The sequence below is a fragment of the Streptomyces sp. 5-10 genome (genome assembly GCF_014712245.1).
GTDB lineage: Bacteria > Actinomycetota > Actinomycetes > Streptomycetales > Streptomycetaceae > Streptomyces > Streptomyces violaceusniger.
In genome coordinates this window covers 17,819-43,765 of sequence record NZ_JACVYG010000062.1, presented here as the reverse complement: position 1 = coordinate 43,765, position 25,947 = coordinate 17,819, and the positions used below count along the sequence as shown (strand labels likewise).

Annotated in this window: 21 protein-coding genes and 1 pseudogene; 16 read left to right on the top strand and 6 right to left on the bottom strand. The window is 71.9% G+C overall.

Annotation, left to right across the window (positions count from 1 at the left end; genetic code table 11):
- Positions 1–190: 190 nt before the first annotated feature.
- Entirely contained in the window at positions 191–1,015 is an 825-nt protein-coding gene (locus IEJ02_RS41070) for a class I SAM-dependent methyltransferase (RefSeq protein ID WP_191069437.1), read from the bottom strand.
- 197 nt (positions 1,016–1,212) lie between these two features.
- On the bottom strand, positions 1,213–2,805 hold the full coding sequence (locus IEJ02_RS41065) for an amidase (protein WP_191069454.1): 1,593 nt from the start codon (positions 2,803–2,805) through the stop codon (positions 1,213–1,215).
- A 295-nt stretch (positions 2,806–3,100) separates the two neighbouring features.
- On the opposite strand from IEJ02_RS41065, the gene IEJ02_RS41060 reads away from it, so the two are divergent.
- The 8 genes from IEJ02_RS41060 to IEJ02_RS41025 all read left to right on the top strand — a co-directional run bounded on the left by IEJ02_RS41060 (position 3,101) and on the right by IEJ02_RS41025 (position 13,366).
- Positions 3,101–4,072, top strand: a complete 972-nt coding sequence (locus IEJ02_RS41060; protein WP_191069436.1) for a helix-turn-helix domain-containing protein — start codon at positions 3,101–3,103, stop codon at positions 4,070–4,072.
- A gap of 62 nt (positions 4,073–4,134) precedes the next feature.
- Entirely contained in the window at positions 4,135–5,385 is a 1,251-nt protein-coding gene (locus IEJ02_RS41055; RefSeq protein WP_223865289.1) for a hypothetical protein, read from the top strand.
- 83 nt (positions 5,386–5,468) lie between these two features.
- Positions 5,469–6,578: a LacI family DNA-binding transcriptional regulator gene (locus IEJ02_RS41050; protein ID WP_317986052.1), complete on the top strand. Its 1,110-nt coding sequence runs from the start codon at positions 5,469–5,471 to the stop codon at positions 6,576–6,578.
- A 59-nt stretch (positions 6,579–6,637) separates the two neighbouring features.
- Positions 6,638–8,236 carry an FAD-dependent oxidoreductase gene (locus IEJ02_RS41045; RefSeq protein WP_191069435.1) on the top strand — a complete coding sequence of 533 codons (1,599 nt, stop codon included), beginning with the start codon at positions 6,638–6,640 and terminating at the stop codon, positions 8,234–8,236.
- A gap of 52 nt (positions 8,237–8,288) precedes the next feature.
- Positions 8,289–10,421 carry a hydantoinase/oxoprolinase family protein gene (locus IEJ02_RS41040; protein WP_191069434.1) on the top strand — a complete coding sequence of 711 codons (2,133 nt, stop codon included), beginning with the start codon at positions 8,289–8,291 and terminating at the stop codon, positions 10,419–10,421.
- On the top strand, positions 10,418–11,029 hold the full coding sequence (locus tag IEJ02_RS41035) for a hypothetical protein (RefSeq protein WP_191069433.1): 612 nt from the start codon (positions 10,418–10,420) through the stop codon (positions 11,027–11,029). The genes IEJ02_RS41040 and IEJ02_RS41035 overlap by 4 nt, the downstream gene beginning before the upstream one ends.
- Complete coding sequence (locus IEJ02_RS41030) at positions 11,017–12,303, top strand: TRAP transporter large permease subunit (protein WP_191069432.1); 1,287 nt, start codon at positions 11,017–11,019, stop codon at positions 12,301–12,303. Before IEJ02_RS41035 ends, IEJ02_RS41030 begins: the two co-directional genes overlap by 13 nt.
- Before the next feature lie 58 nt (positions 12,304–12,361).
- A complete protein-coding gene (locus tag IEJ02_RS41025; protein WP_191069431.1) occupies positions 12,362–13,366 on the top strand; it encodes a twin-arginine translocation signal domain-containing protein in 1,005 nt (334 codons plus the stop codon).
- Between the two features lie 444 nt (positions 13,367–13,810).
- Here the strand turns inward: IEJ02_RS41025 and IEJ02_RS41020 are convergent, their stop codons facing one another.
- Positions 13,811–16,600 (bottom strand): AAA family ATPase, encoded by a 2,790-nt coding sequence (locus IEJ02_RS41020; RefSeq protein ID WP_191069430.1) that lies wholly within the window; start codon positions 16,598–16,600, stop codon positions 13,811–13,813.
- A 179-nt stretch (positions 16,601–16,779) separates the two neighbouring features.
- Here IEJ02_RS41020 and IEJ02_RS41015 point away from each other — a divergent pair, with 179 nt between their 5' ends.
- The 4 genes from IEJ02_RS41015 to IEJ02_RS41000 all read left to right on the top strand — a co-directional run bounded on the left by IEJ02_RS41015 (position 16,780) and on the right by IEJ02_RS41000 (position 20,579).
- Positions 16,780–17,694, top strand: coding sequence for an MBL fold metallo-hydrolase (locus IEJ02_RS41015; RefSeq protein ID WP_191069429.1), 915 nt, complete (start codon positions 16,780–16,782; stop codon positions 17,692–17,694).
- 25 nt (positions 17,695–17,719) lie between these two features.
- The gene (locus tag IEJ02_RS41010; protein WP_191069428.1) at positions 17,720–19,213 is read left to right on the top strand and encodes a carboxylesterase/lipase family protein; all 1,494 of its coding nucleotides are present in this window, start codon (positions 17,720–17,722) and stop codon (positions 19,211–19,213) included.
- A gap of 44 nt (positions 19,214–19,257) precedes the next feature.
- Positions 19,258–19,641, top strand: coding sequence for a RidA family protein (locus IEJ02_RS41005; RefSeq protein ID WP_191069427.1), 384 nt, complete (start codon positions 19,258–19,260; stop codon positions 19,639–19,641).
- 92 nt (positions 19,642–19,733) lie between these two features.
- Positions 19,734–20,579: a hypothetical protein gene (locus tag IEJ02_RS41000; RefSeq protein ID WP_223865288.1), complete on the top strand. Its 846-nt coding sequence runs from the start codon at positions 19,734–19,736 to the stop codon at positions 20,577–20,579.
- A 15-nt stretch (positions 20,580–20,594) separates the two neighbouring features.
- On the opposite strand, the gene IEJ02_RS40995 is transcribed toward IEJ02_RS41000, so the two are convergent.
- The 3 genes from IEJ02_RS40995 to IEJ02_RS40985 are packed head-to-tail and all read right to left on the bottom strand — an operon-like array spanning position 20,595 to position 23,131.
- Positions 20,595–21,581 (bottom strand): quinone oxidoreductase family protein, encoded by a 987-nt coding sequence (locus IEJ02_RS40995; RefSeq protein ID WP_223865287.1) that lies wholly within the window; start codon positions 21,579–21,581, stop codon positions 20,595–20,597.
- A gap of 44 nt (positions 21,582–21,625) precedes the next feature.
- The gene (locus IEJ02_RS40990; RefSeq protein WP_191069426.1) at positions 21,626–22,492 is read right to left on the bottom strand and encodes a helix-turn-helix transcriptional regulator; all 867 of its coding nucleotides are present in this window, start codon (positions 22,490–22,492) and stop codon (positions 21,626–21,628) included.
- 9 nt (positions 22,493–22,501) lie between these two features.
- The gene (locus IEJ02_RS40985) at positions 22,502–23,131 is read right to left on the bottom strand and encodes a hypothetical protein (protein ID WP_191069425.1); all 630 of its coding nucleotides are present in this window, start codon (positions 23,129–23,131) and stop codon (positions 22,502–22,504) included.
- A 190-nt stretch (positions 23,132–23,321) separates the two neighbouring features.
- Between IEJ02_RS40985 and IEJ02_RS40980 the strand changes: the two genes are divergently transcribed.
- From IEJ02_RS40980 to IEJ02_RS40965, 4 genes and pseudogenes are all read left to right on the top strand, one after another.
- Entirely contained in the window at positions 23,322–24,188 is an 867-nt protein-coding gene (locus tag IEJ02_RS40980; RefSeq protein ID WP_317986051.1) for a 3-hydroxyacyl-CoA dehydrogenase family protein, read from the top strand.
- Positions 24,185–24,463, top strand: a complete 279-nt coding sequence (locus tag IEJ02_RS40975) for an acyl carrier protein (RefSeq protein ID WP_191069424.1) — start codon at positions 24,185–24,187, stop codon at positions 24,461–24,463. The genes IEJ02_RS40980 and IEJ02_RS40975 overlap by 4 nt, the downstream gene beginning before the upstream one ends.
- Entirely contained in the window at positions 24,456–25,583 is a 1,128-nt protein-coding gene (locus IEJ02_RS40970) for an acyl-CoA dehydrogenase family protein (RefSeq protein ID WP_191069423.1), read from the top strand. The genes IEJ02_RS40975 and IEJ02_RS40970 overlap by 8 nt, the downstream gene beginning before the upstream one ends.
- Positions 25,580–25,879 (top strand): annotated as a pseudogene (locus IEJ02_RS40965) (HAD-IIIC family phosphatase); the annotation flags it as partial. The gene IEJ02_RS40970 and the pseudogene IEJ02_RS40965, both read left to right, overlap by 4 nt.
- Between the last annotated feature and the right edge of the window lie 68 nt (positions 25,880–25,947).

The following is a 25,947-nucleotide window of genomic DNA, read 5'->3' as shown; positions in this document are numbered from 1 at the left end:
CGATGTCTTCCTGACTGATCTCACACCCGCAAGACGTCAGGCACGGGCGGCAGGTTTTCCCTCCGTTGTGATCCCCGTCACATACGACGGTTCGCGGAAGTCCCGCCCCGACGGCAGAGGTGGCGCGCTCCGCCGGCCCGGGCTCGCGGCAGCCCCGCCACCGTGTTGGGGCGCCACCGTGGCCGTTCGCTCAGCGGGATGCCAACAGTCCGTACAGCAGAGGGATCCGCGGCTCCGGCAGCCGCCACCAGCCGGATGAGCCACGAACCATATGGGGCCAGCGCGGCCAGGGCAGTTCAGGGCTCTCGCGCAGCCGTCGGATGTCCAGACCCGCTCCGATCAGGGCGTTGACGACCTCGCCCAGCCCGTGCGTCCACTCGTAGCTGTCGGTGGCGCCCTCGACGGCCGGGCCGTCGGTGTAGGTGTGTGTCGCGTCGCGGTGTACGGGGCCGCTGCCGCCCACGTAGTCATGGCGGAGCAGGAGTTCGGGCCCCTCTTCGGGGGCGGGCTTGGGGCCCAGCGAGTTGAGGAGCGGATGGAACTCCACGACGTACAAGCGACCGCCGGGACGCAGCAGTTCGGCGACGACACCGGCCCAGCGGTCCAGGTCCGGGAGGTAACACAGGGCGCCCTTGCCGGTGTAGACGACATCGAACCGCCGCCCGCCGAGGGCCTCCACGGCGTCGTACACATTGGCCTGTACGTACGTCACATCGAAGCCCGCACGCGCCGCGATGCCGGTCGCCGCCGTCACGGATGCCGCGGAGAAGTCGAGGCCGACGGTCCGCGCCCCGCGCCGCGCGAAGGCGATCGTCTCCGTGCCGAGGTGGCACTGCAGGTGCAGCACGTCGCGGTCGGCCACCTCGCCGAGGTCGTCCCACTCCCACGAGGCGAACCAGCGGGACGGGTCGGGCTCCCCGTCGATCCCGTAGAACCGGCTGGCGAGGTGGACGGGGGTCCGGGCATCCCAGTTCGACTGGTTGGCCCGCATCATCCGCTCGTACGCGTCGGTCATGGGCTCATGATGGCAGGCGTCCGCGGGAGGCGGGGAACCCCGGGAAGGCCGAGGGCGCGATCTCACAGACCAGGGAACTGCGGTTCACGTACCAGTTCCGCCACCGGTGCGTGCTGCCAGGGCCGAAGTACCTTTCGGCCGTAAGGAGGGCGGAGATCCGCTCCGCCGGCAGCGGGAGGGTGCCCCATGGCACAGGGTCAGAAGCCCACGTCGGCCGGGCGGTATGTCGGCGCTCTGCGGACCCGGCCGGCCCGCTCGTAGGCGTAGGCCAGGCGGAGCAGGGTCGGCTCGCTCCACGCCGTACCCATGAACGTCAGGCCGACCGGCAAGCCGAAGGCGAAGCCTGCCGGGACGCTGATCGCGGGGTAGCCGGCGAGTGCGGCGGGCGTGGACGCGCCGCCGCCGTAGCTGTCCCCGCGAACCAGGTCGATCTTGGCCGGCGGTCCGGTGGTCGGCATCACCAACGCATCGAGACGGAAGCGCCGCAGCACCGCGTCGATGCCTTCGGCACGCGACAGCCGGTGGTTGGTGGCCAGCGCCTCGCGGTACTCGCTCTCGGTGAAGTCCAGCCGGTGCACCGCCTCCAGACCGTCCTGCCGCATATAGCGGAGCTCGCGGTCGGCGTGTGCGCGGTTGAACGCGATCAGCTCCGCCAAGCCGCGCGGGTGGTCGCCGGGGGCGCCGGCCAGATAGGCGTTCAGCGCCCGCTTGATCTCGTACACCTGAACGATCTTCGAGCTGGGGAGGTCTTCGAGGCGCTCGGCCGTCGGTATGTCGGCCGGGTCGACCACGGTCGCGCCGGCGGCGCGCAGCGTGGCGATCGCCCGCTCCGCGATCTCGTCGGCGTGGTCGCTGTAGCCGAAGTACACGGTTCGCGGTATGCCGATCCGCGCACCACGCAGTCCGTCGGCATCCAGGAAACGGGTGTAGTCACGATGGAAGTGGCCACGGCTCGCCTCGGTCGCCGGGTCACGGTCGTCGATGCCGACGAGGACGCCGAGCAGGATCGCGGCGTCGCGGACCGTGCGCGCGATCGGGCCGACACTGTCCTGGCTCGGCACACCGGGGATCACTCCGCCGCGCCCGATCAGTCCAACGGTCGGCTTCACCCCGACGACGCAGTTCGCCGAGGCGGGGTCGATGATCGAACCGTTGGTCTCGGTACCGATCCCGGCGACGCACAGGTTGGCCGCGACGGCGACCGCCGTACCGGAGCTGGACTCGTTCGGAGACCGATCCAGCTTGTAGGGGTTCCGGGTCTGCCCACCGCGGGCGCTCCAGCCGGCGTGGTGGGTGAGCGACATCCCGCCGGCCCACTCGCTCAGGTTGGTCTTGCCGAGGATGACGGCACCGGCCGCGCGCAACTTGGCCGCGACCGTGGCGTCTCTGGCCGGCCGAAGGCCCTCCAGGGCGAGTGATCCGGCGGTTGTGTGCATGCGGTCCGCGGTTTCCACCAGGTCCTTCAGCAGAACGGGCATGCCGTGCAGGGGCCCACGGGGACGTTGCCCGGCATCCAGGCGCCGGGCCTCCCGCAGCGCGTCGGGATTGACCTCGATCACCGCGTGCAGGAGCGGATCGACGCGGTCGATTCGCTCCAGGTAGTAGCGGGTCAGCCGTTCCGCGTCGAGCCGCCCTTCGGCCATCCGCCCGCGAAGCTCGGTCATGCCCAGTTCGTCCAGGCTTCCGGTGGCAGGGCGGGCTTGGGCGGGGGCCGCACCCAGCCAGGGTGTGGCTGCCGCGGCGGTGCCGAGCGCGAGCATGCTCCGGCGCGTGGCGTTGTTCCGGTCCATTCGGTACGGCGTGCTCATGGGCCGGAACGCTAGAGGTGTCACCGATGTACCGCGCTCCGACTGTCCCCCGGCTCTTTACTGGGGATATCCCCCTGCCCCACCAGGAGAACTCCGGAGACCGGAGGCGCCGGCCCGAGCCCGGCCGCGCTCACCCGGTCCGCTGCGGCTCCGTTCGAATGCCTATCGCCTTTGCTTGTGCTTTACTCTCCGGTGTGCTGGTGGTGTCGCCTGGTGACTGCTGATCGGGTGTGGCCGTGAGGTGGACGGCAAGCGGCGTTACGTAGGGGGATAGGCGATGATCGAGGCTGTGTTCCGTACCGATGACTTCCCGACGGCGGATCGCGCCGAGGCGTGGCGTGATCAGTTGTCCAGAATGCACGCGCCGTTGGAGGTGGTCGGCCACCCGCCTGCCGACTACTACGCCCACCAACGCGTCCTGAACTTGGGGAATGCGCTCGTATGGCCTTCGGTGAGCGAACCGTTGGACATTCGTCGGACCCCCAGACTCATCCGGCAACTCGACCCTGACGTGTACCACCTCTCACTGATCGTCAGTGGCACGGTGGGGTTCACCATGAGCGGCCAAGACGCCCTGTACGGCGCCTACGACGTGCGCACCAACGACTCCTCGCGCCCATGTGAAATCCGCCTCGGCACCCGCCGGGAACCAGTGAAGGCCATAGGCATCGATCTCCCCAAGGCGCTGTTACCGTTGCCCGTCGCCCAGGCTGACCGGGTGATCGGGCACCGTATGACGGCGAGGAACGGGCCCGGTGCCCTGGTGGCGAGCTTCCTCGCCACCCTGACGGAGAACGCCAGTTCCTACACCGCCGCCGATGCCCCGCGGCTGGAGAGAGTCCTGGTCGACCTCCTCGCAGTGCTCTTCGCCCATGAACTCGACGCGCTGGGCTCCCTGCCGTCCGAAACCTGCCGTCGAGCCCTGACGCTGCGAATCCGCGCCTTCATCCGGCAGCAACTCCACAACCCGGAGCTGACACCGCCCATGATCGCCGATGCTCACCACATTTCGGTGAGCCACCTGCACCGTCTGTTCACGTCATCGCAGGACAGCGTTGCCGCGTATATTCGCCGCCTGCGGCTGGAACATATCCGCCGGGATCTCGCCGATCCCACCATGCGCTCCGTGCCCATTTACCGTATCGCCGACCGCTGGGGCTTCACTCATCACGCCGTCTTCACTCGTGCCTTTCGCGCCGCATACGGAATCTCGCCACGTGACTTCCGCCATAGCGTCACGGATCATTGATTATCGGCGAATCCGGGTGCCCGGCGCGATCACCCGCGTACGCAACAGCCGTGGAGGCAATGATGAACCCGACAGAACAGGAGTGGGTGCGCGACTACGCGCTGCTCGCCTTACGCCTCAACCGACAGGTCACCAAAGACTCCGGGGGGACCGTACTCGTCTACCAGGGGCCGCGGGAGTGGAGCAGGCAGGCGGAGACCGAGGCCCCGCTGCCCGCCGGGCAGCTGGTGGAGGACGCCGACCGGCTGCTGGAGGAACTCCCCTTCGAGCCGCCGCGGTCGCGCTATCTGGCCGCGCAGGTTACCGCGATGCGTGCGGTGGCACGGCAACAGAACGGCGAGGTGCTGCCACTGCCCGACTACACCCGGGAGTGCCTGGGCGTGGCGGCGGACTGGGTTCCGGAGTCGCTGTTCGAAGAGGCACACGCGCGGCTGGACGCCGCTCTGCCCGCGGGCGGCGGGTCGTTGGCCGACCGGCTGCACGCCTGGCAGGCCGCGCATACCCTGCCCGCGGCGCGGGTTGAGCAGCGGCTGCCGACGATAGTGGCCAAGGCCGTGGCCGAGACACGCACCCGTACCAGCGCCACCATCATCCCCCTGCCGCCGGACGAGACCGTCGACTGCAAGCTCGTGTCCGGCACACACTTCTGGGGCGCGGGAGCCTACGAGGGCGAGCTGAAGTCGACCATCCACATCAACACCGACATCCCGTTCAACCTGGCCGACCTGCTGTATCTGGTAGCCCACGAGGGCCACCCCGGGCACATCGCCGAGGCGATGCTCAAGGAGATCCACCTGGTCAACCGGCAGGACCGCCTGGAACAGCAGGTCCGGTTCATGCTGTCGCCCTCGTTCGCGCTCGGCGAGGGCTTGGGCCTGCACGCCGAGAGCATCCTCTTTCCCGGCGATGAGGCCCAGGCGTGGCTGACCGACAACGTCCTGACCGGCGAAGGCATCCCGCCGGACGGCAGCCACTTCGCCACCGTCCACGATGTCAAGAACGTCCTGTGGGGCGTCTGGGCCAACGCCGCCCTCCTGGCGGCCGTCGGCCGCCCCGCCTCCGAACTGGCCGCCTACCTGACCCGCTGGGCGCTGTTCGACGAGGCCGAGACCGCCGCCGCGCTCAACTCCGTGCGGGCACCGGGCATGGGTGTGTACGTACTGGGCTACTACCACGGCTGGCGGATCCTGCGCTCCTGGCTGGACGCCCCCGACCGCCACCAGCGCGTCCGCCGCCTGCTCACCGAGCAGCTGCTCCCCGCCGACTTGGAAGCGGGCGCGGCTCACCGGGACGGGTTCCGTTCTGGCCCTTGACGGTGGGTCCGCGGCACGCCAAGGTTCGTTAATGCGCATTACTAATGCGCATTAACGAACCGGTGAGCGAGGGGACGTCAGGGGTGGACCAGCCGAAGAAGCGGGCGAAACCGGGACGGAGTCCGGGGTCCGCGAGCCGTACGTCACGGCCGCGGCAGGCCGAGGTGGCCGGGCTCGCCGGAGTGTCGCAGGCGACGGTGTCACTGGTCCTGTCGGCGCGCGGCGACGGCAGAGCCGCCGCGATCTCCGAGGAGACCCGGCAGCGCGTCCTCGACGCGGCCCGCAGTCTCGGCTACGTGCCGGACCCGGCGGCCCGGCGGCTGGCGGCGGCCAGCAACAACCTGCTGGGCGTCTTCAGCTTCACCGCCACCTTCCCGACCGACGTTCAGCACTCGTACTACCCGTTCCTGGTGGGCGTGGAGCGGGAGGCGGCCGCCCGGGGCTACGACCTGTTGCTGTTCACGGGGTCGAGCACCGGTGGCGCGGGTGCCGCGGGACCGGACGCGCTGAGCCGGGTCCGGCTGGCCGACGGGTGCCTCTTCCTCGGCCGGCACGTACCGCGGGCCGAACTGAAGCGGCTCGTCGCCGACGGGTTTCCGGTGGTGCATCTGGGCCGCCGCGAGGAGCTGGAGGGGCTGGCCTGGGTCGGTGCCGACTACGTCAGCGCCAGCCGTGAAGTCGTCGCCCACCTGGCCGAGTTGGGGCACCGGCGGATCGTGCTGGTACGGGAGGACGACGACGCTCCCCCGTCCACGGACCGTCAGCAGGGCTTCCTGGACGGCCTGGCGGCGGCGGGCCTCGCGGGCGGCCCCGGCGCGGTGCTGCGCTGCGCCGATCCGGCCCGTGAGCTGACCGCGGGGCGGGTGCGGGCCCTGGTGGCGGACGGGGTGAGCGCGTTCGTGGCCGAGGAGACCGACACGGGGGCGGCGTGGCGGGCGCTGAACGCCGCCGTCCGGGAGGCCGGGCTCAGCTGCCCGGGCGACGTCTCGCTGGGGCTGCTCGGAAGCCCGCCCGCCGACCTCGCCGCCCGGCCCGTGCCGATGGGGTTCGACATCCCCCGGCACCGGCTCGGCGCCGCGGCCGTCCGGCTGCTCGCCGCGCTGGTGGCCGGCGAGGAAGCACACGAGCCGTTGGTGGCCTGCGAGTTCCGTGCGGGTGAGACGGCGGGCCCGCCCGCCGTCTCACCACGGTAGCCACCGGGCCGGGTCAACTGCGCTGCCGCGGAACCAAGTTCACGACCACGAGGAGCACGGTGATACCCCAGCCAGACATCCTGATCGTCGGTGGCGGCCTCGGCGGCGTCGCCGCCGCACTCGCCGCCTGCCGGGCGGGCCGGCGCGTGGTGATGACCGAGGAGACCGACTGGATCGGTGGGCAGCTGACGGCGCAGGCCGTGCCGCCGGACGAGCACCCGTGGGTGGAGCGGTTCGGCACGACGGCGACGTACCGGGCCCTGCGCGAGGGCATCCGGGCCTACTACCGGCAGTGGTATCCGCTGCGGGGCGCAGCACTCGGGCTCGCGGAACTCAACCCGGGCGCCGGCCGCGTCAGCAAACTGTGCCACGAGCCACGCGTCGCGCTCGCGGTCCTGGAGGCGATGCTCGCGCCCCACCGGGCCTCCGGGCTGCTGACCGTCCTGACCGAGCACCGGGCCGTCTCCGCCGAACACGACAACGACGCCATCACGGCCGTCACGGTACGGGACCTGCGCAGCGGCGCCCTGCGCACCGTCGCCGCCCCCTACGTCATCGACGCCACCGAGATCGGTGAGCTGCTCGAGCTGGCCGGTGTGGAGCACGCGAGCGGGGCCGAGTCGCACGACGAGTTCGGGGAGCCGCACGCCCCCGCCCAGGCCCAGCCCGGCAACCAGCAGGGCATCACGGTGTGCTTCGCACTCTCCCACCACGAGGGCGAGGACCACACCATCGACCGGCCCGAGACTTATCACTTCTGGCGCGCCTACCGCCCCGACTTCTGGCCGGGGCCGCTGCTCGGGTTCGAGGCTCCCGACCCACGCACCCTGGAGCCCGTACCGCGCACCTTCGTGCCCAACCCCGAGCTGGATCCGCTGGCCGTCAGCGCGGACCAGAGCGCGGACGCCGGGGACAAGGAGCTGTGGGGTTTCCGCCGGATCCTGGCCCGCAAGCTGCACCGGCCCGGAGCCTTCGACTCGGACATCACACTGGTCAACTGGCCCCTGAACGACTACTGGCTGAAGCCCTTCATCGGCCAGGAGACCGAAGCGCTCCGCGAGGCACGGCAGTTGTCGCTGTCCGTCCTGTACTGGCTGCAGACCGAGGCGCCGCGCGCGGACGGCGGCACCGGGTTCCCCGGGCTGCGCATCCGCCCCGATGTCACGGGCACGGCGGACGGGCTCGCCAAGGGGCCTTACGTACGCGAGTCGCGGCGCATCAAGGCGGTGACGACCGTCGTCGAGCAGGACGTCGCCATCGACGTCGTGGGCCCGTACGGCACCAAGCACTACCGTGACTCGGTCGGCGTCGGGGGGTACCGCATCGATCTGCACCCCTCGACCGGCGGCGACACCTACATCGACATCGGCTCCGTGCCGTTCGAGATCCCGCTGGGCGCGATGGTCCCGCGCCGGGTGCGGAACCTGCTGCCCGCCGGCAAGAACATCGGCACGACACACATCACCAACGGCTGCTACCGCCTGCACCCGGTGGAATGGAACGTCGGCGAGGTCGCGGGCGCGCTCGCCGCGCACTGCCTGGCCGAGGACGTGGAGCCGCACCAGGTGCAGGCGGACGACAAGCGGTTCGAGGAGTTCGCGCGGGCGCTGGACCGGGCGGGCGTGCAAAGGAGCTGGCCCGACATCCGCGGCTACTGACCGGTCCCCCATCGGCAACACACGCACGTCAACGCACAAGGAGGTGCCTGACATGTCCCCTGACCGTCGCGTCCGCGTCGGTATCGACGTGGGCGGCACGTTCACGGACGCCGTGGCCGTCGATGCCACGACGCTCGAACTGGTGGGCCAGGTGAAAGTGCCCACCAGCCACCACCATGAGGACGGCGTCGCCCACGGCATCGTCCAGGCGCTCGGCCGTCTCCTCGAACAGGCCGGGCGCACCCCGGCCGACGTCACGTTCCTGGCGCACGGCACGACCCAGGCCACGAACGCGCTCCTGGAAGGCGACGTGGCGAAGGTCGGGCTCATCGGGATCGGCACCGGGGCGGGTGCCGTGTTCACCCGGCGCCTCGCCGCGTTCGGGAAGCTGGAAGTCGCCCCGGGCAAGCGGCTTCCGCTGGTGTACGCGCATGTGGCGGACCCGTTCGACAGCGATGCGGTGCGGGCGGCCGTCACCCGCGTACAGCAGGAGGGCGCCCACGTCATCGTCGCCACCGAGCCGTTCGGGGTGGACCGGCCCGAAGGGGAGCAGGCCGTGCTCGACGTGGCGCGGTCCACGGGGCTGCCGGTCGCGGCGGCACACGAGATCACGTCGCTGTACGGGCTGCACAAGCGGACCCGTACCGCCGTGGTGAACGCGGCGATCCTGCCGCGCATGCTGGCCACGGCCGATCTCGTCGACTCCTCCATCACCAAGGCCGGGGTCACGGCGCCGCTGATGGTGATGCGGTGCGACGGCGGTGTCATGTCGCTGGACGAGATGCGGCGCCGTCCGCTGCTGACGGTCCTGTCGGGGCCGGCGGCGGGCGTGGCGGGGGCGCTGATGCGGGAGCGGATCAGCGAGGGGGTGTTCCTGGAGACGGGTGGCACGTCGACGGACATCAGTGTGGTGCGACGCGGCAAGGTGGCGGTGCGGCACGCGACGATCCTCGGCAAGGCGTCGTACCTCAACGCCCTGGATGTGCGCACCGTCGGTGTCGGTGGCGGGTCCATGGTGCGGGTCTCCGGCGGGAAGGTCACGGGCGTCGGTCCGCGCAGCGCGCACATCGCCGGGCTCCCCTACGCCTGTTTCGCCTCGCTCGAGGAGCTGCGGGACGCGAAGGTCACCACGGTGCGGCCGATGGACGGCGACCCCGACGACCATGTGGTCCTGGACGCGGCGGGCGGCCGGTTCGCCGTGACGATGACGTGTGCGGCGAACGCGCTCGGCCGGGTTCCCGAGGGCGACTTCGCGCGCTGCGACCCGGAGGTGGCGCGGGCGGCGCTCGCCCCGCTCGCCGCCGTGCTCGGCATGGAGGTGGCGGGCGCGGCGCGGGCCGTGCTGGACGCGGGGACCGCGTCGGTGCGGGCGGTCGTGGACACGATGATCCGCGACTACCGGCTCGGCCGGGAGACCGCCGTCCTGGTGGGCGGGGGTGGCGGAGCGGCGGCCGTGACCCCGCATCTGGCCCGGGCCGCCGGTCTGGAGGGGCGCATCGCCCGCCACCACGAGGTCATCAGCCCGATCGGGGTGGCGCTCGCGCTGGTCCGCGAGCAGGTCGAGCGGATCATCCCCGGCGCCACCCAGGAGCACATCCTCGCCGTGCGCGCCGAGGCCGAGCGGGCGGTCGTCGCGCAGGGCGCCGCGGCCGACGGCGTGGAGGTCGAGGTGACGGTCGACCCGCAGACCAGCACCGTACGGGCCGTCGCCACCGGCGCGACCGAGCTGCGCACGCGGGACCGGACCCACCGCGCCGATGACACCGAGCGGCTGCGCGCGGCCGCCACCAGCCTCAAGGCGCAGGAGGCGCGGGTGAAGATCCTGGCCGGAACGGACGCGTACACGGTGTACGGCACGGAGGTGCGGCGCCGGCTGCGCGCGGGGCGGCGGCCGGTGCGCGTCGTGGACGCGGACGGGGTGGTGCGGCTCGGGGTGTCCGACGCGCGGGTGAAGGCGACGACCGTGGGCGCGGCCGGCGAGGCGCTCGCCGCGCTGGTGCGGGAGGCCACCTCGTACGGCGACGGCGGGGTGCGGGCGCCCGCGGTGCGCCTGCTGGTGGGCGGCCGGATCGCGGATCTGTCCGGGGTGCTCGAACCCGAGGCGCTGCTCGCGCTGGCCCGCAGCGAGTTGCGTGCGCGCGCGGCCGACGAGCCGGTGGTCGCGGTCGTGGAGTCCCGCGCATGAGAGGCGACCATGGCCTCGACCACGACCATGGCCTCGACCACGACCTTGACCTCGCCGTACGGCTGCTCGCGGGGACGCCCACGCACGAGGGTCGCGACCTGCTGGTCCTGCGCCGGTGGGCCGAGGCGGCCGAGGAGTTCGGACGCCGCATGACCCCCGATCCGGTGCCGGTCCGGGTGATCGAGCGGGACGGCGGGCTCGCCGCCGGGCTGCTGGCCCGGTACCGGTCGCGGCCGCCGGTGGTCGAGGTGTACGTCGACACGGTCGACCGCGCCGAACGGCTCGTCGCCGAACTCGGCTGGCGCCACTGGTTCCCCGCGGGCTCGGTGCGGGCCGCGGCCCTCGCCCACGAACGGGCGCATGCCTGGCTCCATCACGCGCATGTCCGGTCCGCGTTCAAGCGGGCGCTCGGCCACACCGCGCTGCGGCTCGGGCCGCGTCGCCTGTACGCGCACGTCGCGGGCGCCGACGAACTCGCCGCGCACGCCTACGCCCGCGCCACCTGCGGCCTGGGCCGCAGCCCCCTGCTGCTCACCGAGGCGCTGGCCGCCGCAATGTCCAAAAAACCAGAGGTGCCCGAAAGCGAGACGGATCGATGGGTGTCGTGATTCTGCTTCTCATGGCGGCGGGCGTCGCCGCCATGCTCACCCGCAGGCTGCCCACCGCGTTCGCGCTGGTGCTGCTCGCCGTGGCGATCGCGTTCGCCGCGGGCGCGCCGCTGACCGGACAGAACAGCGTGCTCGACACGGTGCTCCAGGAGGGCGCGCCCGCGCTGGCGGCCACGATGATCGCGATCCTGCTCGGTTCATGGCTCGGCAAGCTCCTGGAGGAGACCGGCATCGCGGCCACCCTGGTCCGTAAGATCGTCGAATTCGGCGGCGACCGGCCGGAGTTCGTGGCGCTCGGCGTCCTCGCGGTGTCGGCCCTCGTGGGCACGGTGACGGGGTCCGCGCCCGCGGCGATGCTCGCCGGGCTCATCGGGATCCCGGCCATGATCGCGGTGGGCATCCCGAAGGTGACGGCCGCCGGCACGATCCTCATGGGCATCGCGGTGGGGGTCCCGTTCGAGCTGCCGGTGTGGCAGTTCTTCTCCACGGCGCTGGAACTGCCCGTGGACACCGTGCGCGGCTTCATGGTCAAGCTGTTCCCGTTCGCGCTAGTGGCGGCCGTCGCGTACGTCCTGGTGGAGTCGCGGCGGCGCGGCGTGGAGCACACCTGGTCGCTCACGTCGCTCGAGGGCAGGCCGACGTCACGCGGCCGGCGGCAGCTGCTCGGCGACGCCCCGTGGTACGCGCTGCTGACGCCGGTGGTACCGCTGGTCCTGGCCCTCGGCTTCGAACTGGCCATCATTCCCTCGCTGTTGGCGGGGGTGCTGTACGCACTGGTGACGACGACTCGGCCGCGCGAGATGAACCGACGGCTGCTGCGCACCCTGTACAGCGGTTTCGAGGTGGCGGCGCCCCCGATCACGCTGTTCGTGGCGATCGGCATCCTGCTCGCCGCGGTGAAACTGCCCGGCGCGGTCGACGCGCTGGAGCCGCTGGTCAAGGCGGTCAGCCCACGGAACGCGGTGCTGTTCGTCCTGGTCTTCACGGTGCTGGTGCCGCTGTGCCTGTACCGCGGCCCGCTCAATGTCTTCGGCCTCGGCGCCGGCATCGCGGGCGTCCTCATCGCCACCGGCATCTACCCGGCCACCGCCGTCCTCGGCATGGCCACCTCGTACAACCAGGTCTTCGGCGTCGCCGACCCGACCAGCACCCAGACCGTGTGGGCCGCCCAGTACGCGGGCGTCTCACCGCAACAGGTGATGGTGCGGACGCTGCCGTATGTGTGGGTCGTGGCGCTCGGGGGCCTGTGTGTCACCGCCACGACCTATCTGTGACGTCTCTTCCCCCTCCCCCCTTCGCCCCTTCATCAGCAACCGACCTCAGGAGCCGATCATGCAAGAGCCGCAGTCCGGCCCGGATCGTCGTACGTTTCTGCGCGCGACCGCCGTCACCGGCGCCGCGCTCACCCTCGGCGGTCTGTCGACGCAGACCGCGTCGGCCGCGCCCGGAGGCTTCCCCGACTACACCTACGCACGGACGCTGCTGACGCCGTCGCAGCTGAAGTACAACCCGACGGGCGAGATCATCTTTCCGACCGTGCGCGGCGTCTACGACAAGCTGGCGTCCCCGCTCGGCCGTTACTACCTCTACTACGCGCCGCACGACGCGCCCGGCGGCATCTGCCTCGCCTACGGGAACTCGCTGGAGGGCCCGTTCACGGAGTACCCGGCGAACCCGATCGTGTCCAACAAGTGGGCCCCGCACTACTCGGTCAGCCATGTCTCCTCGCCGCATATGCTGTGGAAGGAGGACATCAAGGAGTTCTGGCTGTACTTCCACGGCGAGAACACCACGACACGGCTCGCCCGTTCCCGGGACGGCGTCCACTTCACGTACGACAAGGTCGTCCTGTCCACCTCGATGATGCCGTCGGGCACCACCGAGACGTCGTACGCCAGGGTCTTCCGGTACGACCTGCCGTCGCGCGGGGCCCGATACGTGATGCTGTTCATGCTCAACAACACCACCAACCACCGGGACATCTGCTGGGGCTGGTCCGCCGACGGCCGGACCTGGACCTTCGCCCAGACCCCGCTCGTGCGCCACTCGGACGTCGGCGCGGTGAACATCGGCGGCCCCCACCTGCTCACGCGCAACGGTTCGGCGTACGTGGTCTACAACAAGGACAAGGAGAGCGGCGGGGACCTCATGATCACCGAGGTGGGCGCGGACTTCTCGCTCCGCCGCCATCTGGGCGTCTTCTACAACTCCCGCTCCGGGCCGCCGGAGAACGGCCGATCGGCGGCGCCGTCGTTCGGCACCGACCGCGGAGTGCCGTACATGATCTACGAGGCGGGGGAACGGCTCCAGGGCTCGATCGCGGTGGCACGAGGATAGTCTCCCCGTCCACCGAACAGGCCGCCCGCGAGAGGACATCGAACCGCGTACCTTACAAATCCCCGGCCACTGGCGAAAGACGCGTGGTCGACACGCATGGGCGGGAAGGCACCGGCAGCGGGTCCCTACGGGCCGCCGCCGACACCGCATCCGTACGAGCCCCGCCCCCGCCGCCCGGGCCCTACCGGCCGACGCCCAGGGGTCGGCGCTGGTACCGGCGGGTGCCCTTCCTCGTCTGGATGGCCCCCTGCTTCGCTCGGTGCACCGGGCCGCGCGGAGACTGTTCGACCAGGACGGCGGCGGGCGGGTTGGTCTGGATCATCGCCGTCTTCAACCTGACCGGGAGCGGCATGCCCAACGGGCCGCTGTGGGCCCAGCTCTGCTCCCTGTTCGGCGGCCCGCTCTCGGTGACCGGGCTCTCCGCTTCTGCCGCCGGACGTGGCCTCAGTCCTGGTGGCCGGCTGTCACGAGGGTGTTCTCGATGAGCTCGCGCAGCTGGGAGCGGGCGGTGATGCCCAGCTTGGGGAAGCTGCGGTAGAGGTGCGAGCTCACCGTGCGCGGGGAGAGGAAGAGCTTCTCGCCGATCTCGCGGTTGGTCAGTCCGCGGGCGGCGAGCCGGATGATCTGCTGTTGTTGCGGGGAGAGCTCGGCGAGCGCGTCGGGGGTGGAGTCCGTGACGTCGAGACCGGCGGCGCGTGCTTCGGCCCTGGCGCGCTCGATCCACGGGCGGGCGCCCAGGCGCCGGAAGGTCTCCAGGGCCTCGGCGAGCGGCGCTCGCGCCTCGGCGATGCGTCGCCGGCGCCGCAGCCACTCGGCGAGGTCCAGCAGGGTCTGGGCACGTTCGAAGGGCCAGTGCTCGAGCACCGGGTCGGCCAGGGCCGCCCGGAAGTGCGGCTCGGCGTCCTCGGGGTCGGCCAGCAGGCCACGGGCCCGCTCGAGCAGCGCGCGCAGCCGGGGTGAGGCGTTGTCGGCGAGGGCGCGAGCGGAACGCTCCACGATCACGGCGGCCTCCTCGCGGCGGCCGCTGCGCACCGCGGCGGCGGCCAGATCCGCGAGGGCCGGATACGAGGCGTGGTAGTGCACGGGTGCGCCATCCGCGGTGAAGACCGTCCTGAGTTGGTCGTACGCCGCCTCATGCGCGCCTTCCGCCAGGGCGGCGGCGCCGAGCGCACGACGGGCGTAGACGGCTACCGAGCGGCTCTCCCATGGGTCGATCAGGGCGAGCGCGTCCTCGGCCCGGGCGCGGGCCGCGGTCGCGTCCCCCTGGTAGGCGAGCACCGTGGCGTCCACCGCGGCCGCGCATGCCACGGCGTGGTCGAGGCCGGCCGTCGTGCCGAGCGCGCTGCTGCGGGCGCATGCCTCCCGGGCGCGCCCCCATCGTCCTTGTTCCACATAGCTCCAGGCGGCCGCGCCGCCGAGCCCGTCCGGCAGCGGTCCCCGCGTTCCCCAGCGGTCGAAGGCCTCGTCGAAGGCGCGGACGGCCTGCGGGGTCTCGTCCAGCAGCCAGGCCATGATCGCGAATGCGGTGAGCCGGTCGGGGCGGCGTCGCGCCTCGGCGGCGACTCGCGGGAGCAGGCAGAGCAGTCCGGCCCTGTCGTCGAAGGGGTCGGACACGGCGCGCACCCAGGTGCGCAACCATGCGTGGGACGCGTCCTCGGGAAGGCGCCGCAGGACGGCCCGGGTACGGTGCCGCTGGGCGTCCTCTCCGCAGTAGAAACGGACCACGGCGGCGCCCGCCAGAAGGTCCAGTGCGGTGGCGGGCCGCGCGAGAGCCAACCGCTCGGCGGCATCGGCCAGCCGGGAGAAGACCACGGTGTGGCGCACGGTCAGTACTGCCAGCCGTCCGACCTGGGCGGCGGCGTCGGCCAGGAGCGACGCGTCGTCGGTACGCGCGCGTACCCCGGCGGCCAGTTCCTCGACCCAGGCGAGGTCACCGGTGAGCACGGCCGCCGCGGCGGCTTCGACCAGCAGGCGGGCACTGTCCTCGCGCTGCGGTGCGAGTTCCGCGGCGCGTTGCAGGGCCTTCGCCGCCGCCGCGTGGCCGCCGCGCCGGCGGGCCCGGTCGGCGGTCCGCTCCAGCTCCGCCGCTACGGCCGCGTCCGGGCGCGTGGCCGCGGCGGCGAGGTGCCAGGCTCGGCGGTCCGGCTCGTCCCGCAGCGGCTCGGCGAGCGCGAGGTGCGCCGCGCGCCGGGCGTCGACGGGCGCGGCGTGATACACGGCGGACCGCACCAGCGGGTGGCTGAACCGGAGGCCCTGGCCCGTCCGCCGAACCAGCCCGGCCTGCTCGGCCGGCGGCCATGCCTCGTCCTCGGCGTTCGGCAGCACGGCCGGGACGGCGATCGCGGAGTCGACGGTGTCCATGGCGGCCAGGAGCAGCAGGGCCCGCGTGGTCGAGGCCGGCAGGCGGTTCAAGCGGGCCGCGAAGATCCGTTCCAGGTGATCGGTGAGGGGAAGCGGACCTGTGGACGGCGGCTTCGTGTCCGCTTCCCGGGCGGTGACCGCCCTGGTCAGTTCGGTCAGAGCCAGCGGGTTGCCATCGGCCTCGTCGAGGATCCGTGTCCTCATCCGGCCGGTCGGGGGCTGCGGCCGCAGGTCCAGCAGCCGACCGGCCGCGGCGTCGTCGAGCGGTCCCAGGGTGAGCGTGGGCACATGCCGGTCGAACCCCCGCAGGTGCTCGCCGACGCGGGCGGCGAGCAGCATGGTGACCGGTTCGCCTGCCAGCCGTCGGGCCGCGAAGGACAGTGTGTCCAGGGACGCACGGTCGAACCACTGGGTGTCGTCCAGCACCACGACCACAGCCCGTTGGTCCCCCAGGGCCGAGAGTAGGCTCAGCACGGCGACACCGATCAGCATGAGGTCGGTTTCCGCCGGGGCCGGCCCCGCTCCGAAGGCGCCGCGCAGCGCCGCGCGCTGCCTCTCCGGCAGCCGGTCCACCTCAGCCGATACCGGCCGCAGCAGCTGGTGCAGGGCGGAGAACGCCAGGTTCGACTCCGACTCACTGCCCTCAGCGCGCAGGACGCGGGCGCCGCTCGCTTCGGCCCGACGCGCCACCCGGTCCAGCAGCGCGCTCTTTCCCATGCCCACGTCACCGAGAAGCACCAGAACCGGGTCGGCCGACGCCGAGTCCACCGCATGAAAGAGGCGTGCCAGCTCCGCGTCCCGGCCGAAGATCGGCCTTTCCCCGGCCGACTCCGGTCCCGCGACCGCACGAAGGCCGGCTGTGTGCTCGTCCACGGGGTCTCCAGGAATTGTGGCTCTTCGATCGGAGCCGCCTTGCCTTGTCCCACCCAGGCTACAAGCGGTCTCGCCCGGTGCCCGGCGCTCGCGGGCAGGTGCAGTCACGTGACGGATACCAGGCCATCGGGGCCGCACATACCGTTAGAGGAAAGCCTTCGAATTCTCGAGGAAACACCATGGAACAGATCAAGCTCGGCAACGTCACGATCACCCGGGTCTGGGAATACTACGGTTCCGTCGACATGACGCCCGACACCTTCTTCCCGGAAAGCTCGAAGGAAGTCTGGGAAGAAGCTTCTCCCTGGCTGACCCCGCATTTCCTGGATTCCGAGACCAATATCGTGAATTCCGCGATCCAGACCTGGCTGCTGCGCAGCGAGGGCAGGACCATCCTCGTCGACACGGGCGTGGGCAATCACAAGGAGCGCCCGTACGCGCCGGTCTGGAGCCATCTGGAAACGGACTTCCTGGCCAATCTCGCGCGCGCCGGTGTCAAGCCCGAGGACGTGGACATCGTGATCAACACGCATCTCCATGTCGATCACGTCGGCTGGAACACCTACCTGGACGGGCGGCGCTGGGTTCCCACATTCCCCAATGCCACCTATCTGATGCCCAAGGACGACTTCGACTTCTGGAACCCCGAGAACGACCACAAGCCGCTGCTCGGCCGCGGCAACCAGAACGTCTTCGAGGACAGCGTGGCCCCGGTGCACCAGGCCGGCCAGGCGCTGCTGTGGGAGAACAGCCACCAGATCGACGCCGGCCTGCGCCTGGACGCGGCGCCCGGCCACACCCCCGGCTCCTCCGTGCTGACCCTCACCTCCGGGTCGGACCGCGCGGTGTTCGTCGGCGACATGCTGCACAACCCGGTGCAGATCCTCGAACCGGACGCCAACAGCTGCTTCTGCGAGGACCCCGCGGGCGCCCGCGCCACCCGCCGCAAGGTGCTGGGCTGGGCGGCCGACAACAACGCCCTCGTCATCCCCGCGCACCTGGGCGGCCACGGCGCCGCCGAAGTCGTGCGCGAGGGCAGCACGTTCGCCATCAAGGGCTGGGCCCCGTTCACCCCGTACGGCGAGCAGGTCTGAGGCCCGAAGAAAGGCAAGCACCACCGTGAACCACCACACCGACTCCGTCGTGACCACCGCGCAGGGAGCCGTCCGCGGTCTGCGCCAGGACGACGGCACCGCCGCTTTCCTGAACATCCCCTACGCCGCGCCGCCGCGCGGCGCCGGCCGATTCGCCCCGCCGCGGCCGCACGAGCCCTGGGGCGGCGTACGGGACGCCACCGTGCCGGGGCCCAACGCACCCCAGTCCGAGCGCAGACTCGGCAGCGTGGACATGTCCCCCTACTTCGGCACCGGCTGGAGCCGAGGCGAGGACTACCTCACCGTCAACGTCTTCACCCCCGCGGCCGCCAACGGCGACCTGCCCGTCATGGTCTTCGTTCACGGCGGCGGATTCGTCGCCGGATCGACACGCTCCGCCCTGTACGACGGATCCGCCTTCGCCCGCGACGGCGTCGTCCTCGTCACCCTCAACTACCGGCTCGGCATCGCCGGGTTCCTCGACATCCCCGGCGCACCCGCCAACCGCGGCCTGCTCGACGTCGTCGCCGCCCTGCGCTGGGTCCGCGAGAACATCGCCGCCTTCGGCGGTGACCCGCACAACGTCACCCTCTTCGGCCAGTCGGCCGGGGCCACCATCGTCGGCGGCGTCCTCGCCACCCGCGAAGCCACGGGCCTCTTCCGCCGGGCGATCGTCCAAAGCGGCAGCGGCCTGGGCGCGTTCACGACCGAACAGGCCGCCCGTGTCACCAAGGCCGCCGCCGAGGTGCTGGGCATCGAGCCCCACGTCGACGCCTTCGCGGACATCCCCGACGAACGCCTGGTCGAGGCCGCCTCCCGGCTCGCGGGCATCGACCTGCGGACCGATACGCACTACGACCCGCTGATCGGCCTCAGCCCCTTCAGCCTGGTCCTGGACACCCAGCCCGCCCAATCCGTCGCCGCCGGCCTCGCCGCCGACATCGACCTGCTCATCGGGACCAACACCGAGGAGGGAAACCTCTACCTGGTCCCCGTGGACAAGTACGCCACCTCGACCGCCGATGACGTCGACGACACGGCGGCCCGCTCGCACCCGCACCCGGCGCGGCTCGTCGAGACGTACCGCAAGGCCCGCCCCGACGCGTCCTTCGGCGAGCTGCGCTCGGCCATCATGGGCGACGCGCTGTTCGGCGCGGGCAGCCGGGCCCTGGCCGGCGCACACGCCGCCCATCCCGAGTCCGCCACCTTCGCCTACGAGTTCGCCTGGCGTTCGACGGCGCTGAACGGAGAGCTCGGCGCCACCCACGCGATGGAACTCCCGTTCGTCTTCGACCTCGCGCAGCTCCCCCAGTTGCGGGGCGCGGGCGCTCTGCTCGGCCCCGACAAGCCCCCCGCGGAGCTCGCCACCCGCATGCACAACACCTGGGTCCGCTTCGCCACCACCGGCGACCCCGGCTGGGACCCGTACGACACCGAGCGCCGGGCCACGATGCGCATCGACGCCGAGTGGACACAGGTCGACGACCCCCGCAGCCAGGAACGACGAGCCTGGGTCTGAACCCGCCGCACGGGCCTGCACCCATCTCCTTCAAGGACACCACCATGACCAGAACCGTCATCACCACCGAGAACGCACCCGCCCTGCCGGCACCGCTGTCCCAGGGCATCCGCAAGGGCCCCGTCCTCCAGGTCTCCGGGCAGCTCCCGCTCGACCCGGACTCCGGCGAGGTCGTCGGCACCACGGTCGCCGAGCAGACCGCACAGACCCTGCGCAACGTCACCGCCGTGCTCAAGGAGGGCGGAGCGGGGCTGGAGGACGTCGTGATGCTCCGCGTCTACCTCACCGATCCCGCCCACCTGGCCGAGATGAACGAGGCGTACGCAACGGCCGTCGGCGAGCCGTTCCCCGCCCGCACCACTGTCTATATGCAACTTCCTCCCGGACTGCTCGTCGAGGTCGACGCGCTGGCAGTGCTGGACGACTAGCCGGGCACACCGCGCGGCCGGTCCGGCACGGCCCCCCGCACCGCCGTCCGGGCCGGCCGCCCGCAGCATCCCCGAAACGAAAGGGGGGCGGGATGGACGGCCGCCTGCCGAGGGCGTGCGCGAGCCTGAGGGTCGCGCACGCAGACCTGCTGGACGCCATGTGCGCGCTGTCAGGGCGCCCCTCGCCGCCCTCGGGACCTCATCCGGCACGTCGCGTCTACGGCCAGGTGCTCCACGCAGTGGCGTCGGTGCCGCTGGGCGTGGCGCAGCCGGGCGACGTAAGCGCGGCCACGGAGGTACGCGCCGGCCTCCTGAAGGCCGACGTCCCGCCACCGTCGGACGCGGCCGCCCGCTGCATCCAGCGGACGGTCGACGACCTGGGGCCCGCCGACCTGGGGGCACTGGCCCGCACCACCGCCATGACCCGCGACGACCTCACGTGGGGCGCTGCCGCGGTCGTGGTTCGGGGGCGTCTGGAGCGGTCAGACCCCCTGGACGACCTCGCTGCGCAGACCCTCGTGGACGAGATCGCCGAACGGACCCCATGCCGGTGGGGCCGGTCCCACGCCGACGCGGTACGCGCCGCGCTGTACCGGACGCTGGCCGACCTCGCCGACGCCCTCCTGGAGGTGTCGGAGTCGACCCCGACACCTCTGGAGTGGACCGTCGACGACAGCGGGAGGCACGCCGCGGCCGTTATCGGCGGCGTGCTCCACGGCGTCCTAGTCCGGAGAGCGGAGAACGCGCCCCCGGCCGCGCGGTCCGTCTGGCCCCACCCCTCGCCCCCTGGCGAACGCACGGCCTGGCAGTGGCGGTTCACGAGCGGACCGGCCGATCGTGCCTGCCACGGTCGTGGGCCCTTCCCCTCCGCGCTCGCGGCCCGGCACGCGGCCGAGTGCGCGATCACGGCACTCGCCGCCGGGAGATGCAGCCTCTGAGGCCTCGGCCGTAGGTCACGACGCGGCGACCTCGAGCACGAGCTTGCCCGTGGTGGTGCCCGATTCGATGCGGCGGTGGGCCTCGGCGGCCTGCTCCAGCGGCAGGGTTTCGACCCGCACCCGCAGATCTCCCGTGGCCGCGGCCGCCACCGCGCGGCCAAGCGCCTGGTTCGTCTCCTTGGGGAAGGCGGCGGAGAAGGCGGCCAGGTTGAAGCCGGAGACGGTCTTGTTGGTGAACCACAGTTCGTTGGCCGGGATGCCGATGTCCTCGGCGCCGGAGGCGTTGCCCATCACCACCAGGCGCCCCATCGGGGCCAGCCGGTCCAGGCCGGCCCGGCGGGCCGGGCCGCCGACCATGTCGACCACGACGTCGAACTCGCCGGCGTCGGCGATCCGGTCCCGCGTGATCACCTCGTGGTAGCCGAAGCGCTTGGCGGTCTCGATCTTGGCCGCGCTGCCGACGGTACCGACCACGTGGCCCGCGCCCAGCAGGCGGGCGGCCTGGCCGAGCTGGCTTCCCACGCCGCCGGCCGCCGCATGGATCAGAACGCGTTCTCCGGGCTCGATCCGGGCCACCCGGTCGAGTACGAGGAACGCGGTGGTGCTGTTGGACGGCAGCGCCGCGGCGACGTCCATCCCGATCCCGAGGCCGTCCAGCGGGACGACCAGGTCCGCCGAGGTGACCACCACCTCGGCGTAGCCACCGCTGTCCACGATCGAGAGCGCGGCCACCGGCTGCCCGGCGGTCAGGCCCTCGACGTCCGCACCGACGGCCCGGATCCGCCCCGCCACCTCGATACCGGGCACGAAGGGAAGCGGCACGTCGACCACGCCGCGCCGGTAGAGAACCTCGGCGAAGTTGGCGCCGGCGTACGCCACGTCGATGGCGACCTGGCCCGGCCCGGGCTCGGGGACGGGAACGGTGGCGACGCGGAGCACATCGGCGTCGCCGAACTCGGGGATGGTCACTGCCTTCATCATCTGCCTGCTGCTGTTGCTCATGTCCACGATCCTGCGGGCGCGGCGGCGACGCGGGCAGTGTCCCCTCATCCTGGGTGTGGCACCACCAGGCTGTGCTGCCGCAGCAGCGTCTCCAGCCGCTGCTGGGTGTCGGTGCCGGGACGCGGGTTGTGCAGGATCAGATGGTGTCCGGGGTGCTCGGGCAGCGGCAGCAAGGTGGCATCGAAGATCATCGTCCCGGCGTCGGGGTGCTGGACCGCCTTCACCGCGCTGGTGTGCTCGGCCACGTCGTGGCGCGCCCACAGCTCGGCGAATTCGGGGCTTGCCGCGGCCAGGTCGGTGGCGATGCGGCCGAACTCCGGATCGTCCGGGTAACGCGCCGCGTCGGCCCGGAAGGCGGCGGCCACATCGGGTGCGGTCTCGGCCCAGTTCTGGTGCAGCACCCGGTAGCGGGCGTTGGTGAAGAAGGAGACCAGGCAGTTGTGGTCGCTCTCGCGATAGCCGAACACCACGCGTGCCGCGTCGTTGACGGCCGTGAAGTTCCAGTGGCGGTCGCGAACATAGCCGGGCCGCGGTGACCACGCGTCCAGCAACCGCCGCACCTCGGGTGAGGGTGCCACCGTGGGCGCGGAGGGGGCCTGCGGCGGATTGAGCCCGGCCAGGCGGTACAGGTGGGCGCGCTCGGCGGAGCCCAGCAGCAGCGCCCGGGCGATCGCGTCGAGGACCTGCTCGGACACCTTGATGTCGCGCCCCTGCTCAAGCCACGTGTACCAGGACACCCCGACGCCTGCCAGCACCGCGACCTCCTCGCGCCGCAGACCCGGTGTGCGCCGCCGGCCACCGTCGGGCATGCCGACATCGGCCGGCGAGACCCGGGCCCGGCGGCTGCGCAGGAACTCCCGCAGCTCGGTGCGCCGGTCGTCGCGGGACTGGGGCGAATGAGAGGTAGCCATGGAGGTTGATCAGCCGTTGACGGTGCGAAGGAAGTGGTCCGCGTCCTCGGGTTCGCCCAGCCGCCCCACTTCCAGCCAGGAGCCGTCGGCGAAGCGGAGCCGGAAGGTGGCGAATCCGCGCGGCTGGCCCGCCTCGCCCTCGAGGCGGGCCTGATCGAGGGGGAACTCCGCGACGATCCGGAAGTCACCGGCCTTGGTGGGCGACAGCCGACGGCGAGGGGAGGTGGCGATGCAGACGCGGTCGCGGGCCAGCATGACCAGGCGTTTGGGGTTGGGTGAGTGCCCGTACCAGTGCAGCAGCAGCTGGCCCGCGGTCAGGCTCCAGTCGCCGTCGAAGACGCCGTTCGTCGGATCCTGTCCGCGATCGCGGCCGGAGCCGGAGGGGCGGGCGTTCGGCCGGTCACGTCGGCCGGTGCCCAGCTTGTCGATCAGCATCACCGGGACGACGACGAAGAAGAACACCACCGCACCGACGTACAGCAGCCAGTGGTGACCGGGCTTCAGCCGTCCCCCGCCCGCGGCGCGGTGTGCCTCTTTGGGCGGCGTGGGAATGGGCTTGTGGACCTCGCACCAGACCAGGGCCACGGGCTCCTCACCCAATATCTTCCGGGCCCGCCGATGGACCGCGCGCTTCGCCATGCCGAAGATCCTAGAGGAGCCCTCCACACGAGCCCCGAGCGGGGCCCGGTATGCGCGTGCTGGGCGGTTTGCTCGATAGGTCTGGTATCCCTGGCGCCGATGCCCTTGATCGATACCAGGTGCCTTCCGGGGTGTTCGACCAGCCGACTAGCGTCATGGCACACCGAACGGGACGAATCACGGAGGCAGAGTGACGGCGAATCCGCGCTCGGACACGATCGCCGTTCTCGGCGCAGGGGTGATGGGGCGCAGCATCACCGCACTGGCACTGGGCCGTGGGGTGGACGTGGTCCTCGTCGACGTCTCGGACGACGTGTTGCGCGCCGCTGAGGCGGAAATCGCCCAGCAGCTGCGGCACGGGCGGTTCATGGGCGCTTTCCCGGACCCCCAGGCGACCGGAACACTGACGACGGCGCTGTCCGGCGAGGCCGCGGCGGATGCCACCGCGGTGATCGAGGCGATCACCGAGGACTCCTCGCTCAAGGCGCGGACGCTGGCGGAGGTCTCCGGCGTGGTCGCCCCCGGGACCACGCTGATCACCAACACCTCGGGGATTCCCATCGACGAGCTGGCGAAGTCGGTGCGGCGGCCCGCGGAGCTGGCCGGGGTGCACTTCATGAATCCGGCCTATCTCATCGAGATGGTGGAGGTGATCCGCGGCCCGCAGACCGCCGAGGACACGGTGGCCGCGGTGTTCTCCCTGCTCGGGCGCCTGGGGAAGAAGGCGGTCGTGGTGCACGACGCGCCCGGGTTCGTCACCAGCAGGCTGCTGCACCCCATGATCAACGAGGCGGCGAGAATCGTGGCCGAGGGCACCGCGAGCGCCGAGTCCGTGGACCGGCTGATGCAGGGGTGCCTCGGCCATCCGACCGGGCCGCTGCGCACCGCCGACCTCATCGGGCTCGACAATCTCGCGGACGCCCTTCGGCTGCTTGCCGAGCGGACCGGAAATACCGCCTTCGCCCCCTGTGACCTGCTGCGGGAGAAGGTGCGCCGCGGCGATCTCGGCCGCAAGACGGGGCGCGGTTTCTATGACTACGAAGGGGTGCTTTCATGAGCGCGGAGCAGGCCATCACCGCTGAGCGGATCGAGCAGGGGATCGCGGGGTTCGTCTCGGGGCGGGTGAACGCGGAGGTCCCCGCCGACCAGGACCTCTTCGCCTCCGGACTGGTGTCGTCGATGTTCGCGATGGAGCTCGTCGTCCACCTGGAGCAGGCGTTCTCGGTGCAGATCCTGGGGGACGACCTCAAGCGGGACAACTTCCGCACCGTGGCGGCCATGACCGCCCTCGTGCTGCGGTTGCGCGACGCCGGGCAGCCCGCCGGTGCCTGAGCCGCTCGCCGGTGCGCGCGAGCTCGTCGACGACCTCGTCGGCGACCGGGCCGCGGAGTGGGACCGGACCGGTGAGATCCCCGATGAGGTGCTGCGGACGCTGGCGGCCCGCGGGCTGCTGTGCGCGGGGGTGCCGGCGGACTTCGGCGGCCTTGGCGCGACCAGCGCGGCGAACGGTGAGTTCACGGCGTATGTCGGCAGCCGGTGCAGCTCCCCGCGGAGCGTGATGACGTCGCAGGGCATGGCCGCGTGGGCCATCCAGCGCCTGGGCGGCCCGCGGCAGCACGCGATGTACCTGCCGAAGCTGGCCGGTGGCCAACTCGCCGCCGTGGCGTTCAGCGAGGCGGAGGCGGGCAGCGATCTGTCGGCGATGACCACGACCATCGAACCGGACGGGGACGCGGTCGTCGTCCGCGGGCGGAAGGTGTGGACCACCGCCGCCCACTACGCCGATGTGATCGTCGTCGTCGGCCGCTACGGCTCCGGTGCGGCGGCCGTGGTGGTCCCCGCCTCGGCTCCGGGCGTCACCGTACGCCGGGTGCCGCTGCCGTCCGGCTGCCGGGCGGCGGGCCACGCGGATGTACGCCTCGACGAGGTGCGGCTGCCCGCCGACGCGGTCCTCGGCGGTGGGCAGCCGCTGATGCTGCTGGTGACGACGGCGCTGGCGTACGGGCGGATCTCGGTCGCCTGGGGCTGCGTGGGCATGCTGCGGGCCTGTCTCGACGCCGCCCGCCGCCACGCCCGCGACCGCCGGCAGTTCGGTGAACCACTCGCCCGCCACCAGCTCGTCGGCCGCCACCTGGCGAATCTGCTGACCGCCGAGCAGATCGCCACCCGGGTGTGCGAGCACGCCAGCCGCGGCTGGGACAGCGGCTCTCCCGACATGGTCATCGCCACCGTCCTCGCCAAGCAGGTGAGCGCGGTCCAGGCCGCGCAGGGCGCCGCCACGGCGGTGCAGGTCCTGGGCTCGGCCGCGGCGCACGAGGGTCATGTGGTCGAGCGCGCGTACCGCGACGCCAAGCTCATGGAGCTCATCGAGGGCAGCACGGAGATCTGCCAGCTGATCCTCGCCGACCACGCGGTGTCGATGGCAGCGAGCTGGGACGAGGAGAAGCGGTGACGGAACCAGCCACCATCGTCAAGTGCCTGGTGTGGGACCTGGACAACACCCTGTGGCAGGGCACGCTCCTGGAGGACGGCGAGGTGACGCTGCCCGCCTCGGTCGAAAAGCTCATCGCCGAACTGGACGGCCGCGGCATCCTCCAGTCGGTCGCCAGCAAGAACGACCACGACCAGGCGTGGCAGCGGCTCGAAGCGCTGGGCGTGGCCGAGTCCGGCCTCGCCGACCGGCCGGAGTTCAGCCCGCCCACCGTGACCGTGGACGCGGGCCGCCGCCGGCAGATGTACCAGACCGGACTCGTCCCGCCGCGGGAGCCGGGTGTGACCGCGAGGACGCCGTCCTCGCGGAGCTGCGCGAGCAGACG

Coding starts and splice junctions, on each gene's coding strand:
- IEJ02_RS41035 (WP_191069433.1), top strand. CDS start 10,418: ATGAGAGGCGACCATGGCCTCGACCACGACCATGGCCTCGACCACGAC.
- IEJ02_RS40990 (WP_191069426.1), bottom strand. CDS start 22,492: ATGGCTACCTCTCATTCGCCCCAGTCCCGCGACGACCGGCGCACCGAG.
- IEJ02_RS41060 (WP_191069436.1), top strand. CDS start 3,101: ATGATCGAGGCTGTGTTCCGTACCGATGACTTCCCGACGGCGGATCGC.
- IEJ02_RS41005 (WP_191069427.1), top strand. CDS start 19,258: ATGACCAGAACCGTCATCACCACCGAGAACGCACCCGCCCTGCCGGCA.
- IEJ02_RS41025 (WP_191069431.1), top strand. CDS start 12,362: ATGCAAGAGCCGCAGTCCGGCCCGGATCGTCGTACGTTTCTGCGCGCG.
- IEJ02_RS41000 (WP_223865288.1), top strand. CDS start 19,734: ATGGACGGCCGCCTGCCGAGGGCGTGCGCGAGCCTGAGGGTCGCGCAC.
- IEJ02_RS41055 (WP_223865289.1), top strand. CDS start 4,135: ATGAACCCGACAGAACAGGAGTGGGTGCGCGACTACGCGCTGCTCGCC.
- IEJ02_RS40995 (WP_223865287.1), bottom strand. CDS start 21,581: ATGAGCAACAGCAGCAGGCAGATGATGAAGGCAGTGACCATCCCCGAG.
- IEJ02_RS40985 (WP_191069425.1), bottom strand. CDS start 23,131: ATGGCGAAGCGCGCGGTCCATCGGCGGGCCCGGAAGATATTGGGTGAG.
- IEJ02_RS41015 (WP_191069429.1), top strand. CDS start 16,780: ATGGAACAGATCAAGCTCGGCAACGTCACGATCACCCGGGTCTGGGAA.
- IEJ02_RS41030 (WP_191069432.1), top strand. CDS start 11,017: ATGGGTGTCGTGATTCTGCTTCTCATGGCGGCGGGCGTCGCCGCCATG.
- IEJ02_RS41040 (WP_191069434.1), top strand. CDS start 8,289: ATGTCCCCTGACCGTCGCGTCCGCGTCGGTATCGACGTGGGCGGCACG.
- IEJ02_RS40975 (WP_191069424.1), top strand. CDS start 24,185: ATGAGCGCGGAGCAGGCCATCACCGCTGAGCGGATCGAGCAGGGGATC.
- IEJ02_RS41070 (WP_191069437.1), bottom strand. CDS start 1,015: ATGACCGACGCGTACGAGCGGATGATGCGGGCCAACCAGTCGAACTGG.
- IEJ02_RS41065 (WP_191069454.1), bottom strand. CDS start 2,805: ATGGACCGGAACAACGCCACGCGCCGGAGCATGCTCGCGCTCGGCACC.